Here is an 18,445-nt window from a genome sequence, read left to right on the forward strand (position 1 = left end):
GGCTGAGGCTAGAACAGGGACTGCTGCAGCGGTTCGGGTGGCGCCATCCGAACCCCTTCAAGCTCCAGCATGCGCAGCTTGGCGTTTGAACCGCCGGGAGCCGAAAAGCCGCCAATCTTGCCGCCGGCTGCCAGCACGCGGTGGCAGGGAATGATCAGCGGCACCGGATTTTTGGCCATGGCCTGCCCGACATCGCGGGCTGCCTCCGGCCCGGCACCCAGTTGGCGGGCCAGCGCGCCATAGGTCGTGGTCTGGCCCCAGGCAATCTGCCGGGCTGCCGCATAAACCTGTGTGAAGAATGCGTCCTGGACACCCAGGTCGACCCGGACTTCGGAAAAATCCATCTTATTCCCCGAGAAATAGCGCTGGACGGCCGCGATGACCGCCGCCATTTCGGGCGTCGGCTCAGCGCTTCGGGCAGACGCCAACCGGCGCAGCAGCAGCCGTTCGGTGGCATCAGCGCCTTCCGAGGGCAGCTGGAACCGCGTCACCCCGGCAGCGCTCCAGGCGAGACCGCAGAATCCATAGGGCGTTTCAAAGATATGAAAGCGGATCGCTGTCAGGTCGATGATGACACGCCTCTCAAAAAGGGAAATACAACCCTGATCCTGCAGAACGTGGCGACGCATGTCCGAACATCCACCCGTGAGCTGCCCCGACCTTAGAGTCGGACGCTCAGCGACCGTGAGACCACAAGACGCCGCCAGGACAGAAAGCTCTCGGCAAGGAAAGGGAGGTGAACCACAAGGATCGCAAGGTAAACGAAGGCGAGTTCAAAGGCTGATGGGAAATGCCCCGTTCCGTTGCGCAAATCAATCCGGTCAGCTGGCCACATCGGCCAGTTTCAGCCGCGGGCGCAGGACCTTTCGGACCGGCGCCTTGATTGATGTCGGCGGGGCAATCGCCAAGGCGCCGATGATCGTTTCCGAGACCCTCTGGCAAACAAAATCCGCGCCCATGGCCGTTGCCTCGATCAGCGGGTAATCAAGTCCGTTTGCCGCCGGAACAAACAGCCCGACGCGCAGAGTGGGCTTCATCCGCTTGATCCGCCGGACCAGAAGACGGGCATGCGATCTGGAATTGCCATTCAGATAGGCGACGATGACAGTTTCGATATCCTCCAACGGCAGCGGGACAGGCGCCCGCGCGACAAGTTGCGCATAGGACGCGGTTCTGACCGTCGCACCTTGAACCGCCAGCACCTGCGCCAGCATGGCCGCCGCGGCATTGTCCATTTCGCCGCGACCGCCGGCGCAGAGGACAGATCGCCCCTCACCATCAGGAAGTTCGACAGCCCCGCCTGGCTCGCTGCCGCCGACGTCCTCGGTCGTTTCAGTATCGTCGGCCTCTTCTTCCTCCGCGATATCAGAGAGGTTTTCCACCAGGGACCGGCAGCTCAAGGCGAAAAGGCCGATCTGCTCTTCCGTCATGACACCGCGTTGTCGATCGATCTCGCCGAGCATCAAGGCTGGCAGGCCGACCTTTTCGTAATATTCGACGAGGTACTGATCCTCCAGATAGTCTTCGGCATTGTCCGTTGCCTCGCTGGGATCGCCGGCCAGCAGTCGCTGATAAAGCTTCTCATGGGGTTCAAGAACCGCCTCATTGCCAAGAAGGACGTCGAGGAAACCGAATTGCGGAACATGGCGACCAAGCACGACCAGGCAAACGGTGAGCGGCGTCGATAAGATCAGGCCGAGCGGACCCCACAGCCAGGACCAGAAGATAGCGGAGATGATGATGGCGAGCGGCGACAGGCCCGTATGTGCGCCATAAAGCCAGGGTTCGATCACATTGTTGCTGATCAGTTCGATCGTCGCGAACAGGGCGATGACCCAGAGCACCAGGGACCAGCCCGGGGCGATCGCCAGCGCCAGAAACAGCGGCAGGACCATGCCGATCACCGGCCCGATATAGGGGACGAAACGCAGGACGAGCGTCAACAAGCCCCAGAGAATGGCGTTCGGGATGCCGAGCATCCAGAGGCCCAAGGCAATCGGCACCGCGTAAAGCGTATTCACGACCAGTTGCATAAGCAGATATTTTCCGACGCGCTTTCCGGCGTCCTGGAGCGCCGCCGTGGTGCGATGCAGATCCCCCAGGCCAACCAGGCGGATGAACCGATCCCGCAGATCTTCGCGCTCGAAGAGCATGAAGATCACCAGAATGACGACCAGGCCCGCCGTGGCAAAGGGACTGATCAACGGAAGAATGAAATTGCCCAGGGTCTGGATCGGATTGGACCGCGTCACGATCTCCACCGGCAACGGGTCACGCGGCAGCGAGGCGGAGGGATCCTGGCTGACCGCCGCGCTCGTCTGCATCTCCGAGCCGACCCGCTCGACGACCTTGCTCAGGTGACTGAGCAGCCCGTTGCCGGATCCTGCCTGGCTGAGAGCCTGGACCTTTGCCACGATGTTGCGCTGGTAGGTTGGTACGTTTTCCGCAAGGTTCGCCACCTGGGTGGCGACCAGGACGCTGAACAAGGCGATCACCGAAAAGGCCGAGATGACTGCGAAAAGCACAGCCACGACTTTTGGAACGGATCGCTTGCGCAGGAAAGACACAATGGGTGCCAGCGCGAAGGTGAGCAGCAGCGCCAGAGCGAGAGGAACGAGAACCTCTTGGCCAATGCGCAGGATCACGGCAATACCGATCAGGATCAGGATGGTGAAACCGGAAACCTTGGCGGTCGCCACCGTCTTACTGCGGGGCAGATTGCCGATGGGGTCGAGACCACTTTTCTTTGAACTATCCATCCGTGCCCAATCCCCCAGCCAAAATCGTAGATCCACGAGCATCTGATCGGGACAACCTGCAAGGTAACGGATCAGCGCAGGTTTGGTTCAGTGTCAAACCCTTAAAGCAAGTCCGCCGCAATCATTGCCCAGGAGTTTTACCACTTGCCGATTGGAGGATCGACCTTGCCCTGTCATGTGTCTGTTCGGGCATGCCGGGTTTGCGCAAGCAGGCGATCACGTCGATTGCAGGCCGTTCATCTGAAAAGCGCAGCACTATCATGGGCGTCGCTCATGCCAGCCCTGGAAGACCGCCGATGAGTTTGTCGAGGGTGATGGGGTAGTGTCGGACCCGGACGCCCGTCGCGTTGTAGATCGCATTGGCGATGGCCGCCGATACGCCGCAGAGGCCAAGTTCGCCGATCCCCTTGGCCTTCATCGGCGAGGAATAGGGATCCGTTTCATCAAGGAACAGTACGTCCTGATGCGGAATATCCGCATGCACCGGCACCTCATAGCCGGCAAGGTCGTGGTTGACGAAATAGCCCCTGGCGGTATCGACCACCAGCTCCTCCGACAGCGCCCCGCCGGCGCCCATGGTCATGGCACCGATGACCTGGCTGCGGGCTGTCAGCGGATTGAGGATGCGGCCGGCGGCGCAGACCGCCAGCATCCGCCGGATGCGCGTTTCGCCCGTGGCCAGATCGACTGCTACTTCGACGAAATGTGCGCCGAAGGTCGATTGCTGATGGCTATCCGAAAGATCGCCCCACTCGATCTTGTCTTCACCGGCAAGCCCCTCGGGACCGGCGGCCTCGGCAAGCGCGATCGACCGGTTGCCTGAACACACCACGCCGCCTTCGAAGACCGCATCGTCCGAATTGAAGCCGAGTTTGGCGGCGACCGCCTCGCGCAGCTTGACGCAGGCAGCATAGACCCCCGATGTCGAACAATTGGCGCCGAACTGCCCTCCCGAACCCGCCGACACCGGAAAGCGGGAATCGCCCAGCTTGACGGAAACCTTGTCGACGGGAAGGCCAAGCATTTCCGCCGCCGTCTGCGCAATGATGGTGTAGCTGCCGGTGCCGATATCGGTCATGTCCGTCTCGACGGTCAGCATGCCCGCATGGTCCAGCCGGACGCGGGCGCTGGACGAGATCAACATGTTGTTGCGAAAGGCCGCCGCAACGCCCATGCCGATCAACCAGTTGCCCTCGCGACGCGACGCCGGAGGGCGTCGCTGGTCCCAGCCGAATTGCTGGGCACCAAGCGTCAGACAACCGACGAGATCGCGCTGCGTGAAGGGCCGTTCGGGGTTCTCGGGATCGACCTGCGTGTCATTCAAGATCCGGAGCTGGATGGGGTCCATGCCGAGCTTCTCGGCCAGTTCATCCATGGCGATTTCAAGCGCCATCAATCCAGGCGCTTCGCCCGGTGCGCGCATGGCATTGCCTTCGGGAAGATCGAGCGTCGCAAGCCGCATGGCCGTCATCCGGTTGGTGCCGGCATAGAGCAGCCGCGTCTGCATGACGGCGGTTTCCGGTCCACCACCCGGCAAGTCGCCGGACCAGCTCTCATGGCCGATCGCCGTGATCGCACCGTCACTGTCGGCGCCGATGCGGATACGCTGGATCGTCGCCGGCCGGTGGGTGGTGTTGTTGGCCACGAACGGGCGTGGCAGCGTCACCTTGACCGCGCGCCCGGTGGCCTTGGCGCCAAGCGCGGCCAGCACCGCGTCGACCCGCAGGAACAACTTTCCGCCAAAGCCGCCGCCAATGAACGGCGACATCAGATGGATCTTCTCCTTGTCGATGCCGAGCGTCTTGGCCAAGTCCGAGCGCCACCAGTCGATCATCTGGCTCGAGGTCCAGACCGTCAGCTCGTCACCGCTCCAGGCGGCGATCGAGGCATGGGGCTCCATCATCGCATGGGATTGGTCGGGCGTGGTATAGTCCTCGTCCAGCGTCACCGCCGCAGCACGAAAAGCACCCTCGAAGTCACCAACCGCGGTATCCGGCTCTGAACCACCGGCATCCTCAGGCTTGACGGCCGCTTGTCTTACGTCGTGAAGGGAATAGCTCCCCTCTTCGCGCGCATAATCAACCTTCACCAAAGCGGCTGCCGCGCGGGCCTGCTCGAAGGTCTCGGCCACGACAACGGCGATCGCCTGGTGATAGTGCTGGATCCTGTCGCCGCCGAAAAGCCGGGCGGTATTGTACTCACCCTTCTCGCCCTCACCCGCCGACAGCGTCGTGACAACGGCGAGCACGCCGGGTGCATCCTGCGCGGCGGTGACATCCATTGCCGTGATGCGGCCTTTGGCGATGGCAGAGCCGACCGGATAGCCATAGGCATAGTGCAGGTTCGGCTCGCGCCCCTCATAGGCGTAGGTCGCCCTGCCCGTCACCTTGAGTTCGCCGTCGATGCGGCGGACCGGCCTGCCGACAATCTTGAGCTGGTCGATGGGATTTGTGGTGGCTGGTGTGTCGAATTGCATGATGTCAGTCCCTAGCGTCTCGGATCACGGCGGCAAGCGTGCGCTCGACGAGATCGACCTTGTAGCTGTTTTGTTCGGTAGGCTTTGCATCGGCCAGAAGGACAGATGCCACGGCCTTTGCACCATCGCGAAGCACGTCGTCCGCGGCCTCGATCCGCCACGGCTTGTGGGCCACGCCGCCGATAGCAACCGTTCCGCTGCCATCCGGCTGAATGACCGCCGCGACCGAGACAAGCGCAAAAGCATAGGAGGCGCGGTCGCGCACCTTCTTATAGATCTGTCGCCCGCCAATCGGTGCCGGCAGCGTGACCGCTATGATCAATTCGCCCCTATCCAACACCGTCTCGATATGCGGCGTATCACCGGGCAGGCAATGGAAGTCTGCAATCGCAATGGAGCGCGTGCGGCCCTCCGCAGTGACGGTCTCGACCCGGGCATCCAGGGCACGCATGGCGACCGCCATGTCCCCGGGATGGGTGGCAATGCAGGCATCGCTGGCGCCGACGATCGCATGCTGGCGCGAAAAGCCTGTAATGGCCGAGCAGCCGGTGCCGGGCTCGCGTTTGTTGCAGGGCTGATTGGGGTCGTAGAAATAGGGACAGCGCGTCCGCTGCAGCAGGTTTCCCGCCGTCGTCGCCCGGTTGCGCAATTGGCCGGATGCACCGGCCAGCAAAGCGCGCGACAGCAGGCCATAATCCCGCCGCACAGTCTCATTGGCGGCAAGATCGGTGTTGCGCACCAGCGCGCCGATGCGCAGACCGCCATCGGACATCGTCTCGATCGTGTCGAGCGCCAGGCCGTTGACGTCGATCAAATGCGTCGGCGTCTCGATCTCCAGCTTCATCAGATCGAGAAGATTGGTCCCGCCGGCGATAAACTTGGCGTCGGGATTGGCCGAAACGGCCTTCGCTGCGGCCTCGACACTTATCGCACGTTCGTAGCTGAAGGCCCTCATGCGTCCATCTCCGCAACCTCGGTTATCGCATCGATAATGTTGGAATAGGCGCCGCATCGACAGAGATTGCCGCTCATGCGTTCGCGCAGTTCCTCAGGCGTCACCTCGGTCCTTGCGGTAAGATCAGAAGTAACATGGCTCGGAATATTGGCCTTGATCTCCTCCAGCACGGCCAGGGAGGAACAGATCTGCCCCGGGGTACAATAGCCGCACTGGAAGCCATCATGCTTCACGAAGGCAGCCTGCATCGGATGCAGCCGTCCCGGCTTGCCCAGACCTTCGATCGTCGTGACATCATCGCCGTCATGCATGACAGCCAGCGTCAGGCAGGAATTGATGCGACGGCCACTCACGATCACGGTGCAAGCACCGCACTGGCCATGATCGCAACCCTTCTTCGTGCCGGTCAGGTGCAGATGCTCGCGCAGGGCATCGAGAAGGGTCGTCCGGTTGTCGATATCAAGATCGTGGCGCTCGCCATTGACGGTCAGCGAAACGGTGGTTGAAAAGGCCATGTCTTGTCCTGCAGGCTGTGTTGCCGCGACCCGGGCAACTGCGGTGACCGCAATTGTTGCGGCCGAACTTCATAAGATATTTCCGCTGGGAAAGTTCCAAAATGCACGCAGTCTGTACGGCGCGGCGGACATCGCCGCGAAAGTGAGGGTTCGCTTATACGAGAGTGTCATCGCAATTGCGTTTCCATCCGATTTCCCGATATTCATGTCCGAATGGCGGAATGGTTCAGGAATATGACAGGAAAAGTTCTCGCAATCGATCCTCTGGAGCGCCAAGAATGTCAACACGATCGCCGAGGAACTCGGGGCAGCCGCAGTCCACCGTGTCCGCCAATCTGCAGATCCTGGAGGATGTGGGGCTGATCATCACGGAGAGCCAGAAGGCCAGGCCGCGGGCGCTTGAGTTCTCGATGGAGCTCAGTTCCGAAGTGCCCGATACGGCGGCGGATTGGCCCTCCGACATTTTCCTGGAGGTCAACGGCGTGACGTCGGCAACTGGACCTCGCCGGGCGATTTCGGCGACAAACGCGGCGTCTATAGCCCGGCCGGTTTCATGCTGCGCTAGGTCAGGCCATCCGACTGTCGTCCAAGGGCACCCGCCCCTCCTTCCTGGGCGAGGGTTCTGCGCACGACGTCTTTGGTCGAAACCTTCCAATCGGGCAGTTGCACGCCGTGCACCTCTGCCAATTTCGTACAGTCCAACTGTGAGTTGGCAGGGCGCTTTGCCGGCGTCGGATAACCGCTGGTCGGGATAGGGTTGACCTCCGCCGAAGGGCCACCAAAAGTGCGTGAGATAGCAAAGATCTCGGCTGCGAAATCGGCCCAGCTCGCCCGTCCGGTTCCCGCCATGTGGAAGACGCCGCGCATGTTCGGATCGGAATCGAACAAGAGGTTACGAGCAACCGCAATGGCCGCGTCGGCAATGTCGAGAGCAGATGTCGGATTGCCGACCTGGTCGCCGACGACCGTTAGCAGTTTCCGTTGCACCGCAAGAGACAGCATGGTCTTGAGGAAGTTCTTGCTGAAAGGGCTGTAAACCCAGGCAGTGCGCAGAATTGCATGGTTGCCTGTGGCGGCGGCGAGCAACCGCTCACCGTCGAGCTTGGTGCGGCCATAGACGCCAAGGGGGGCAACCGGATCAGTCTCCACATAGGGCGACGGCTTGCTGCCATCGAAGACATAGTCGGTCGACAGATGTACGACCGGCACCCCGAGCACCGCGGCGGCCCTGCCGATTTCACCGGGGGCGAACCCATTGATCCTTGCTGCAGCTTCCGTCTCCGTTTCGGCGAGATCGACCGCGGTATGGGCCGCTGCCGAGATTATCGCGTCGGGCTCTGCCGCCATGATGGCGGCAGCGATCGTGTCCGTTTCGGCAAGATCGAGATCGGGTCGGCCGAGCGGAAGGATCTCGATATCGTTATGAAGCGCGCCACGTTCGATGAGCGACATGGCGACCTGTCCCCTGCATCCGGTCACCAGGATGCGCATCGGCCGCGCGCTCATGACCGAACCTTCGTCGCATCGCTCTGATCGTATGCGAAGCTTTCCTTCAAGTCCGCGAGACGCGGTTGACGGCGGTCTTTCTCCGAGAGGACCACGATATTGTCCTCAACCGGCCAGTTGATGGCAAGCGCAGGATCGTTCCACAACAGCCCCCGATCATGCGCCGGGCTGTAATAGTCGGTGACCTTGTAGCTGACGAGGGTGTTTTCGGTAAGCGTGCAAAAACCATGGGCGAAACCCGGGGGAATCCAAAGCATACTGCCGTTGGCCTCGCTGAGTTCGGCAGCCACATGCTGCCCAAAGGACGGTGATCCGACACGGATATCGACCGCGACATCGCGTATAGCGCCGGCAATACAACGCACCAGCTTTCCCTGAGCCTTGGGCTCAAGCTGAAAATGCAACCCGCGCACCGTACCGCGATCAGCCGAAAGAGACTGATTGTCTTGGACAAAGGTGAAGTCGCCGACATTCTCGCTAAACAAGTCTTGCCGGAACGACTCCATAAAATAGCCGCGGGAGTCCCCGAACCGGCTCGGCGTGATCAATATAACGTCCGCAATGGCAAGCCGCTCGAACTGCATCGTAACTCCTTTTCAATCTCAATAGACAAATGGAAGGTCCAGCCACATCGGCGCATGTCGGCTATTGGGCGTCGGCCGCGCGGCGTCTTGACGCTGAGGAATGCTTTGCTCCACGATCGGTCTCTCGCTTTCCAAGCCCGGATTTTTTCGCCAATGCCGATCGGCGTGCCGCATAGCTGGATGCAACCATGGGGTAGTCTTTCGGCAGGCCCCATCTTTGCCGGTACCCTTCGGGCGTAAGGTTATAGCGGACGGCGAGATGCCGCTTGAGCGTCTTGAACTTCTTGCCGTCCTCCAGACATATGAGGTAATCCTCATGGATTGACTTCTTGGGATTGACAGCGGGTATCGAGGGGACAGAGAGGTCCGAGATCTCCGGGACTCGACTCCCGGAATCACGCATGGATGCACGAACGCTGGCGATCAATGCGGGAAGCTCTTTGGCCGAAAGCCGGTTATTGGCCACATAGGCAGCCACGATATGCGCTATCAGTATCAGGGGGTCTCGCCTGAGCTCGGTTGGCATCGCCTTGTCTCCGTTGCTTCTGCTTTGAGTGGATTGATGCTCAGGAACTCCCAGAGGTAACCATTGGGAGAACGCCAAGCGGGGAGGATAAGACATCGCGCCCTATTCGACCGTGACCGACTTGGCCAGGTTGCGAGGCTGATCGATGTCGGAGCCCGTGTGAACAGCCGTGAAATAGGCCAGCATCTGAATCGGCAGGGCATAGACGATAGGCGCAATGAACTCCGGCACATCTGGAAGCATGATGGTTTCCAAGGTGGGAATGGTCGTCCGGGCAGCGCCCTTTTCATCGGTAATCAGGATGATCTTGCCGCCCCGCGCCGCGACTTCCTGCATGTTCGAAACTGTCTTTTCAAAGATGCGATCGTGGGGCGCGATCACGATCACAGGCATGTTCTCATCGATCAGCGCGATCGGCCCGTGCTTGAGTTCACCGGCCGCATAGCCCTCGGCGTGGATATAGGAGATTTCCTTGAGCTTCAGCGCGCCTTCCATGGCGAGCGGGAAATTCGTGTCGCGGCCGAGATAAAGCACATGCTTATAGTTTGCCAGCGTCCGTGCGAGCTTCTCGATCTTGCAGTCCAGCTTCAATACCTCACTTGCATAACGCGGCACTTCGGACAGCGTCCTGATCAGGTCACGGGCCTTGTCCGGCGTCAGTGTCCGACGCTGAATTGCGGCGTGGAGCACCAGTGATGCCAGCACGGCAAGCTGGCAGGTAAAGGCTTTCGTTGAGGCCACGCCGATTTCAGGACCGGCCAGCGTTGGCAAGGTCACATCCGATTCCCGGGCAATGGTCGATTCCTGCACGTTGACGATGGCGCCAATCGGCACCCCCTGTGTGCGGCAACAGCGCAACGAGGCCAGGGTGTCGGCCGTCTCACCCGATTGGGAAATCAACAAAGCCATGCTGTTCCGCGATAGAGGCATCTCGCGATAGCGGAACTCCGAAGCGACATCGATGTCCACCGGCAGTCGCGCATAGCGCTCGAACCAGTATTTACCCACCAATCCAGCGAGATAGGCAGTGCCGCAGGCCGATAAGGCGATACGGTCAATTCCGGCAAAATCCAACGGCAGGTTCAGAGGGCGCAAGGCGTCATTGGCGAAATCAAGATAATGCGACAGGGTGCGGGAGATCACTTCCGGCTGTTCATGGATTTCCTTTTCCATGAAGTGGCGATGATTGCCCTTCTCCGCCAGATAGCCGGTACCGATCGATCTCTGGCAGCGACGTTCAACAGGGTTGCCGTCGACGTCGTAAATCTGCATGCCGGCGCGGCGTACCGCCGCACTGTCCCCATCCTCCAGATAGGTGATGATGTCTGTGAACGGCGCCAATGCGATGGCGTCGGAGCCGAGATACATCTCGCCTTTGCCATGACCGATCGCCAGGGGTGGCCCATTGCGAGCCGCAATAATCAGATCAGGATCGTCCTTGAACAGGATTGCGAACGCAAAGGCGCCCTGCAGCCGCTTAAGCGCCGCCTGCACAGCCTCCAAAGCCGTCTTTCCAGACCCAAGTTCCCGCGCCACCAGATGCGCGACCACCTCGGTGTCGGTTTGCGAAGCAAAACCATATCCGTCACGCTTGAGGTCTTCGCGCAGTTCGGCGAAATTCTCGATGATACCATTGTGTACGACAGCCACGCCCGCGGAGAAATGCGGGTGTGCATTGGTTTCGCTGGGAACCCCGTGGGTTGCCCAGCGGGTGTGGCCGATCCCGATATGGCCGCCCAGCGGCGCGCCCTGCAGCTTGCGTTGGAGATTGACCAGCTTGCCCTCGGCTCGGCGCCGGTCAAGCGTGCCATTGGAAAGAGTGGCGACACCGGCGGAGTCATAACCGCGATATTCCAGCCGCTTCAATGCGTCCACGATCAGCGGAGCCACATCGACATTTCCGACGATCCCCAGGATTCCACACATCTTAATTCCCTTTTTCGTTCACGCCAGCCTGTTCGTATCCGCATCCCGGCCGCCAGGCCGCCTTGATCCAGGAATGCTGTTTTCAGAAATTCACGGGCTGGTTCTAATCAGCCTGGAGCCACTCCCGCCTGCCCGTGGTCCTCAGTCGTCCCAGACGGCAAAACCGGCCGCACGGCACTTAGCCTTGCGAAGAAAATGGCATTGAAAAATGCAAAGGAGGCAGCAACGGCCATAGTTCTGAGGGGGTAATCGACGGTGGAGTGAACCAGGATCACGCCGATTGACAGAAACGATAGCAATTGCAATTGGTTAGCTTGGCTTCTCGCGAGCCGGAGCAGAAGTGCCATAAGGTAGAAGAGGACAATGAAAGCCCCCATGGCGCCCCCTTCCAGAACGATCTCGAGGACGTCGTTATGGGCATGGTTTACATAGGGGGAGTAGACGTCCTCCAGCCTTTCGTAATGCGGATATATGAGATCGAAGGACCCGTATCCGGTTCCCAGGATCCAGTTGTCGCCAATGCCACGCAATGTCGTCAGTGCGAAGTCGCGACGCTCCAACCCTGTCTGTACCTCGTCCCCGCCTATCCTGACGAACGCGCCATAGCCATAGACGACGAGCGTGATCAGTAAGCCGAGAATAACGCTGCCGGCCAGGCGTGCGCGCCGGGCAAGCACGAAAATAGACATCACGAGGACCGCAAATCCGATCTGGATTCCCGCCCTGGATCCGATCGCAAGCAAACATAGCAAAACAAAAGCGACCAAAAAAACCGGAAAATACGACCGTGTTCGAAAAAATGCCAAGTAAACCAAAAGCGGAATGCTGGCGCAAAGCAAAATAGATAAATGATTTTCGTTCGCAAAAAGACCGAGATTGGCGAAATATCCAAGATAATGATCAGACTTATCTGATATTACATTGGAATATCTCAAAACCAATACGATCATGATGACGACCAGCCCCAGTATATAAAAAGGCAATATCCCGGCGATGTCTCTCTCAGACAGTTTGGAGAACGCAATAAACATGGAGATCACGCTCAAAACGATGATGATCGCTGGCAGCGTGCGAGACGTTGAAAGGCTTATGGTAGAAAGAGATTGCTCCATCTGGCTGTCAGGGAGATAGGGCAGGAATATCTCGGGCCGCAGGCTGTGAATCAGCTCTGTTGGAATCGGAATGACCTGGACAAGACCGGCGCAAAGCACCAGGACGAAGAGTGTCACGCCAAGCCATGAAGTCTGCGACTTCCGTAACCTTATGATCGTATATGTTGCCGCGCAGATGATGAAAATCTGCAGGAGCGCGTCGATCGCTACCCCCCTCACGGTGCCCCCGCCCATGACGAGACAAGCAAACGTCGCGGCACCCAGTAGAAACCGGCAATCGGCTGCCTCAATCCGGGTCATTGGGATCGCTCCGTGATCTCAATATCATCGAAAACCATGGTGCCGCCGTACCGGTCGTTCCAGCTCTCAGAAAGGGCGCTTGTCGAGAGATGCAGCGACTGAAGGGGACACCTGGTCGGCGGGACGGTGATATCGGCCTTAAACGCGATGTCCCGATAGGTGCCATCCTTCAGGGGTATTTGCGCAAGACGAGCATTGGAGTCGACGCAGCGAACGTTCCAGAAAAGCCCTTTCGGCAAACGGGCAGCAACGGCCGAGGCGCGCAGACTTAAGGAATAGTGTCCGGCCGGCAAAAGCAGATATTGTCGAACCTGCAGATCCCGCACCGGAGCCTGCTGGAATTCCAGGGCCAATCCATGGGTCGAAGCATCGTTTTCCGTGGCCGGATAGGAAAAAACGACACCGGGATGGCTGCGTATCTGCCAGTCAAAAGGTCGTCCGGTCGGAGCGGACCGGAAACGCCCGTTGTAGACATACCCCATCAGGTCTTGTTGCTTGGGCGACAGCGTCAAAAAGAACGTCCGATAAGCCAGGTCATATTGCTGGGCATTTATCAAGCCATTGGTCACATTTGATATATCCTCAAGCCGAAGAGGAAATGCAGTCGCAGCAAGATCCTGGATGAGCTGCGCCGAAAACGGCAAAGTCTCTTCGTTGTCAGCAAGCTTGCTGATCAGCGTGCTCGTCCAGGGGGGGCGCGCATTGACGCGGCGAACCAACATCTCGTACTGTTCAGGCTGCGAAAATACCTGGGGAATCAACGGCGCATATGCAGCAATGCGATCCGGCCAGCGCCGGAACAATGCATCGAGACGGTCCAGTATGTCGGCTGTATTTCCGCTCTCCACCGCGTGGAACAATACCCGTTGTGAGGCATGGATCTCGGTTCGGGCCAATGCCAAAGCTTTCTCAAAGGCTGCCATCGCCGTGTCAGGCGATGCCTTGCGCATTTCCAGCTCTCCGAGGAGACTATAGAGACGCGCGTCGCCGGCATTGAACGAAAGCAGTCGCACTGCCTGTTTCTCCAGGACATCGAGCGCACCACGAGAGGCGCCCGCCGCGAACTGCTTCGACGCCGTGTTGAGCAATGCCTCGACATTGAACGGAAAGAGATCCAGGGCCATTTCGGGATTGTCCTGCTCAAGGTACCGGCTTAAGCCGATCAACGAAATTGCCGAGATAGCGCCGAAGGCCAGAAACGACAGAATCAAAAGGCCCATTCGAGACATATCTGCTTTGCTTTCCCACGCTCTCGGCCGCATCCGCCAGTTTTAGGGCCGGATCGGCATACGTGTAATATTTGTAACGAAGGTGTCCGTAATTATAATTGTAATCAAATTTGCCGACAGAAAACATTGTCATGGCAACGCCAACTATATTTGCCCCAGCCGACTTCAGTCTCTTTAGAGCCATACTCGCACTCTTCCGAGTTACCTTGTTGGTTGAGATTATAAGCATCGTCGCTTCTGTCAGCCGACTTAGAATTGGTACATCTGCAATGCCAATGACAGGTGGCGCATCGATGATGATCATGTCGTAGCGTTTCTTGAGATTGGAAACGATCATGCTCATCCGGGCCGATGAAAGCAGGTCGGCGGGATTGGGCGGAACGGTTCCCGCCGACATGAAAAAGACATTCGGCGTCTTTCCCGGACGAATGAGCCGCGGCAGATCTTCCCTGCGCGCCGTATTCGTCAGGAGATTGCTCAATCCCACAGCATTGTCTTCGTTAAAGATCCGATGGACGCTGGGTTTGCGCATGTCGGCGTCGATGATGAGGACTTTGGTACCGAGCGAAGCGAAATCCTCCGCGAGCTTGATCACCGTTGTGGATTTTCCTTCGGATGCCTCGGCGCTGGTAATGAGCAGCGTGGCGGGCGCTCCATTGACGCCGGAGAACTGGAGCGATGTTCGAAGCGACAGGTACGATTCCGACAGTGCGGATTGCGGATTGCTCAGCTGCTGTTCCAACTCGCCGTCCTCCACCAATGGAAGAATGCCAAGAATGGTCAGGCCCAATTCGCTTTCGACCTGGTCAGGGTTACCGAAAGCGTTGTTGACGAGTTCAAGAACGTAGATGACGGCCCCGGCAAAAGCGAACGAGATCACCAAGCCGATCGCCAGGTTGATCGGCAGCTTCGGGGAATACGGATCGGACGGAACCACTGCCAGATCCACAACGGCTGCGTTCTGCATCTTGAGTTCGGCGCCGACGGCAACCTCGTTGAGCTTTCCAATGAGGCTGTCATATTGGGCACGGTTGGAATCCACTTCCCGTTTCAGGATCGTGTACTTGATGCTCTTGTCCTGATATGCGGCCTGATCGGACTCCAGTTCTGACAATTTCCGCCGAAGATCTTCAACCTTCGATACCGTCTCCTCATATTTGAGCTTGATCGAGTCCGTGATTGCATAGACGCCCAGATCGAGCTGTTTCTGGATTTCGTTCATTTGCGAATGCAGTTGCCGCATTTCCGGAAAATCGGGTTTGTAGAGCAGGAGCTTCAGCTGATATGCTCCTTTGACCTCTGCGAGCATGCCGCGAAGCTTGTCGAGGCCTTGGCTCTGCAGAACCTGTTCCAGACTGGCGCCTTGGCCCGCGTCGATCTGCTTGACCAGCCGTTCGTAGTCCAAATTCTCCTGGATTGCAGTCGAGAGCGCCTTGTTGATGTCGGTCAGATTCGAGCCGATCAGAGAGTTTTCGGTTCCGGTGACGGTAATGCCGGCCGCTTTTGCATATTCAACGAGAGCCTTTTCCGACTCCTGCAGCTTATCCTTGACCTGCACGACCTGTTCCTGAATGAACTGGCGGGCTTGAGACGAGGTCTTGCCGCTCTGATCGACCCGTTGGTCTATGAAGCTTTGAGCCAACTGATTGGCGATATCGCGGGCATATGTCGGGTTTTGATCACGATAATCGATGGTCAGCAGACTCGTGTTCGGAACGAGATCGACCTTCAGGTTGGCCATGATCCGGCTTGTCGCGATACGCATCCGGGTCTCTTGCGGAAGATCGCTCTTTTGGACGGCGCCACCAGCACCAAAGGCACGATAAAAAAGGTTTTCCGGCGAAAACGTCTTTCGCGGAAACAGGAAGTCATCGCGTTCCATGAGGTTGAGATCGAAGGCGACACGCTGTGCCAATGCCCGGCTTTTCAGCTTTTCGCGTGCCGTCTGAAAGGCGCGAATATCGCTGCTCTCAACGGTAACCTCGATATCCTCGAAGACCCTTGCAGAGGGAACCACAACCTCGAGCTTTGCTGTGGCCTGATATTTGGGTGTCTGAAGCAGCGTTGTAAAAAGCGCGACGATCAGGCCGACAGCCACGATAGTGCCGACGATCCAACGGTATTCAAGCACTCTTAAAAGCAGACCAATCGCGTCGATAGCCCCTGCGCGCCGAGCCGAATCGTAGCCGAATTCGGAGCCTGCATAATAGCCGCCGTAATAGCCGTCTCCTGGCGCGGACGGAGAGAACATTTGTCCTGACGCTAACTGCTGGTTGCGATCAAACATGTATGTATCCGTTCATTGTTTCCTCCAAGTCTCGGCCCTCAGAGAGCCGCGGCTCCGGCTGCGACACGTGCCGACAGGCCAAGCGCGTCCTTGAGGTTGTCCATCGCGACACGGCTTTTCGACGTGAACACCACAACGACGTCGCCGCCATAAATGCTTGGGTTTGCTGCGCGACCGTCGCGAATGCTGGCGACATCGTAATTGGCCACCAGTCTCTGATCGCCGACGGAGCGGAAGATGTAGACTTTCTTCTGATCAGCGAGCTCGCGAAAGCCGCCCGCCAACGCCACCGCGTCCAACAGCGTCGTATTGGACGAAACGGGAAAAAGTCCCGCTCTCGCCACTTCACCGTCGACCGTGACGCGCTGGCCCGCGGATTCCTTCAGAAATACCGTCACATCCGGGTTCTGAAGATAGCGTGCGCCATAGAGCTCCTTGATCTCCTGTTCCAGGCGCCGCACCGTTTTGCCGGCAGCAAGGACGGTGCCGATCAGCGGTAGGGATAGCCGCCCCCTGGAGTCGATCTGCACCGTGCGACTGAGCTGGTCTGCCTGAAATACGTCGACAGCCAGAACATCGCCCGGCATCAGCGGTTGTTCCAGGCCACCATCGCTGTTTGCCGGAGGAGGAAGAACATCCACGATCCGCAGGTTGCCGAAGCCGGCCGCCGAATTCTGCGCGGAGAGCATTTGTGGCGTTCGCGAACTGCTGCATGCACCGGTGGACAAAGCCAGCCCAAACAGAGCGATGACCCGGACAATGCCTTTGAAGTAATTCATCTCAATGCCCCGCACGCAGCAGTTCGACCAGTTTTTTCATCCCCTCGCGATGCGGCCGGACAGGTCGCCGGAGCTCCCGTTTCTCCGGGGATATCGGCAGATCGCCGTTCGCCAGAATGATCCCGGGAATCGTCACGAACATGTTGTCAGCGGCATCCTCCCCCCACCTCTCCGCCACGATCCGCATGGCATGAGACATCACCGGATTACGTCGTCCGGTTCCGTGTGCGTCGCTCGCAACAAAACAATCCAGGCCGTCATCAAGGATGCGTATGGCGGCCTCCTTTGCTTCCGAACCGAAGCGCCCGAGAAGAGAATCGGCCGTGATCTGAAGCGGGCATCCGATCGCATTCAGACGACGTACGATGTCGTAATGCCTGGTGATCCATCCCAGCCTCTCTGGATGCGTGATGATCGGGATGAAGCCGCAGCGCAACAAGCGCCGCACCAGATCTTCCAGCCTGGGGGGAAGGAACTGGTGAGGAGGCTCAAGCAGGAAATAGCGGGTTCGATTGAGCGTCGGTATTTCGTTTTTCGCGAGCTTGGCGGGCAAGTCCCAGGCGATGTGGACATCGGCTCCAGGAACCAGCGTCAGGGGTATGCCGCAAGCCTGCAGGACCGATTGAAAGGCCGCGACGGCCGGCAGGATGGTGGCACTCGAATTGGGGTAACGGCCCGGCAAGACATGAGGCGTGCACGCCATATGGGTGACGCCGTCCGCAACAGCCATTCGAGCCATTTCGACAGAGGTATCCAGTGTGTCGGCACCGTCATCGAGACCGAACAGTATATGTGAATGAAGATCGATCATACAAAAAGGCTCATTGCGAAACTCGGTTCACTTCACCGCAACCATCATGCGATATCCGAAAAGGCACGGCTCGCCCCACCCGCGCAGGAATACTGGCAGCCAGGATGATCGGCATCGATGTCACCCTATCGACTGACCCGATCGTCTTCCCGCGCGATCGAAATCACCACCGCGCCCAACGCCAGACCGCCTACGGCAATCGGGGCGATAACCCCGGCAGTCGCAGTACCGGTTGCGGCTGCGGCTGCAGTTGCCGGGGCTGCGACGGGAGCAACCTGACCATCGACCACCTGCACGCACCAGTTTCCGGAATCTTTGTCGATTTCCAGGGACTGATTTGCCGCAATCGAGATCCTGCACCCCGCACCGATTTCGACTGTCGATGACGAGCGCGGCCCGACGAGAACACGGCCAGGCAGGCTGAACCGGGTCTCCGCATGCGCCGGCGCCAGCCCGGTTTCCCGAGAAACGAACACCGTTCCAAGAACGGTCCGCACCAGCCCCTCCGATTCATCAGTCACGTTGCAGGCGCAAGTCGGCATCACCAGATCTGCCGCTGTCACAGAAATCGGAACAAACGCGATAAGGCTCAAGCCCAACGCGGCATATAATCTTCTCATAGCATTCTCCTTTGCAAGTAAATCAAGGTTCATCCGAGACTAATCACTCAGTGAAATTCA

The 18,445-nt window shown here is 58.9% G+C and carries 14 protein-coding genes and 2 pseudogenes; 1 reads left to right on the forward strand and 15 read right to left on the reverse strand.

Translation table 11 applies throughout. The annotated features are described in order from the left end of the window. Positions 1–8 precede the first annotated feature (8 nt). The 5 genes and pseudogenes from HGO38_RS21520 to paoA all read right to left on the reverse strand — a co-directional run bounded on the left by HGO38_RS21520 (position 9) and on the right by paoA (position 6,778). Positions 9–629: a methylated-DNA--[protein]-cysteine S-methyltransferase gene (locus HGO38_RS21520; protein ID WP_250957955.1), complete on the reverse strand. Its 621-nt coding sequence runs from the start codon at positions 627–629 to the stop codon at positions 9–11. Between the two features lie 192 nt (positions 630–821). Then, positions 822–2,759: an AI-2E family transporter gene (locus tag HGO38_RS21525; RefSeq protein ID WP_250957956.1), complete on the reverse strand. Its 1,938-nt coding sequence runs from the start codon at positions 2,757–2,759 to the stop codon at positions 822–824. Between the two features lie 271 nt (positions 2,760–3,030). After that, positions 3,031–5,235 carry an aldehyde oxidoreductase molybdenum-binding subunit PaoC gene (gene paoC / locus HGO38_RS21530; protein WP_250957957.1) on the reverse strand — a complete coding sequence of 735 codons (2,205 nt, stop codon included), beginning with the start codon at positions 5,233–5,235 and terminating at the stop codon, positions 3,031–3,033. Between the two features lie 4 nt (positions 5,236–5,239). Beyond that, positions 5,240–6,190, reverse strand: a complete 951-nt coding sequence (locus HGO38_RS21535) for an FAD binding domain-containing protein (RefSeq protein WP_250957958.1) — start codon at positions 6,188–6,190, stop codon at positions 5,240–5,242. Next, positions 6,187–6,778, reverse strand: a pseudogene (gene paoA, locus HGO38_RS21540) (aldehyde dehydrogenase iron-sulfur subunit PaoA). The gene HGO38_RS21535 and the pseudogene paoA overlap by 4 nt, the downstream one beginning before the upstream one ends. Positions 6,779–7,097: 319 nt before the next feature. Between paoA and HGO38_RS21545 the strand changes: the two are divergent. Continuing rightward, a pseudogene (locus HGO38_RS21545) lies at positions 7,098–7,264 on the forward strand (transcriptional regulator); the annotation flags it as partial. A gap of 2 nt (positions 7,265–7,266) precedes the next feature. Here the strand turns inward: HGO38_RS21545 and rfbD are convergent. The 10 genes from rfbD to HGO38_RS21595 all read right to left on the reverse strand — a co-directional run bounded on the left by rfbD (position 7,267) and on the right by HGO38_RS21595 (position 18,418). Then, a complete protein-coding gene (rfbD, locus tag HGO38_RS21550; RefSeq protein WP_250958004.1) occupies positions 7,267–8,196 on the reverse strand; it encodes a dTDP-4-dehydrorhamnose reductase in 930 nt (309 codons plus the stop codon). A gap of 11 nt (positions 8,197–8,207) precedes the next feature. Next, positions 8,208–8,795 (reverse strand): dTDP-4-dehydrorhamnose 3,5-epimerase, encoded by a 588-nt coding sequence (rfbC, locus tag HGO38_RS21555; RefSeq protein ID WP_250957959.1) that lies wholly within the window; start codon positions 8,793–8,795, stop codon positions 8,208–8,210. Between the two features lie 61 nt (positions 8,796–8,856). Beyond that, positions 8,857–9,321 carry a Ros/MucR family transcriptional regulator gene (locus HGO38_RS21560; RefSeq protein WP_250957960.1) on the reverse strand — a complete coding sequence of 155 codons (465 nt, stop codon included), beginning with the start codon at positions 9,319–9,321 and terminating at the stop codon, positions 8,857–8,859. A 102-nt stretch (positions 9,322–9,423) separates the two neighbouring features. Beyond that, complete coding sequence (glmS, locus tag HGO38_RS21565; RefSeq protein ID WP_250957961.1) at positions 9,424–11,247, reverse strand: glutamine--fructose-6-phosphate transaminase (isomerizing); 1,824 nt, start codon at positions 11,245–11,247, stop codon at positions 9,424–9,426. 107 nt (positions 11,248–11,354) lie between these two features. Further along, complete coding sequence (locus tag HGO38_RS21570) at positions 11,355–12,659, reverse strand: O-antigen ligase family protein (protein WP_250957962.1); 1,305 nt, start codon at positions 12,657–12,659, stop codon at positions 11,355–11,357. Then, on the reverse strand, positions 12,656–13,879 hold the full coding sequence (locus HGO38_RS21575) for a tetratricopeptide repeat protein (protein ID WP_250957963.1): 1,224 nt from the start codon (positions 13,877–13,879) through the stop codon (positions 12,656–12,658). The genes HGO38_RS21570 and HGO38_RS21575 overlap by 4 nt, the downstream gene beginning before the upstream one ends. Then, a complete protein-coding gene (locus HGO38_RS21580) occupies positions 13,800–16,175 on the reverse strand; it encodes a GumC family protein (RefSeq protein WP_250957964.1) in 2,376 nt (791 codons plus the stop codon). Before HGO38_RS21580 ends, HGO38_RS21575 begins: the two co-directional genes overlap by 80 nt. 38 nt (positions 16,176–16,213) lie before the next feature. Continuing rightward, the gene (locus HGO38_RS21585) at positions 16,214–16,969 is read right to left on the reverse strand and encodes a polysaccharide biosynthesis/export family protein (RefSeq protein ID WP_250957965.1); all 756 of its coding nucleotides are present in this window, start codon (positions 16,967–16,969) and stop codon (positions 16,214–16,216) included. Beyond that, entirely contained in the window at positions 16,956–17,765 is an 810-nt protein-coding gene (locus HGO38_RS21590; protein ID WP_250957966.1) for a tyrosine-protein phosphatase, read from the reverse strand. Before HGO38_RS21590 ends, HGO38_RS21585 begins: the two co-directional genes overlap by 14 nt. A gap of 125 nt (positions 17,766–17,890) precedes the next feature. Continuing rightward, on the reverse strand, positions 17,891–18,418 hold the full coding sequence (locus HGO38_RS21595; protein WP_250957967.1) for a hypothetical protein: 528 nt from the start codon (positions 18,416–18,418) through the stop codon (positions 17,891–17,893). Positions 18,419–18,445: the final 27 nt, after the last annotated feature.

This window comes from Rhizobium sp. CG5 (assembly GCF_023701945.1).
Classification (GTDB): Bacteria; Pseudomonadota; Alphaproteobacteria; order Rhizobiales; family Rhizobiaceae; genus Allorhizobium.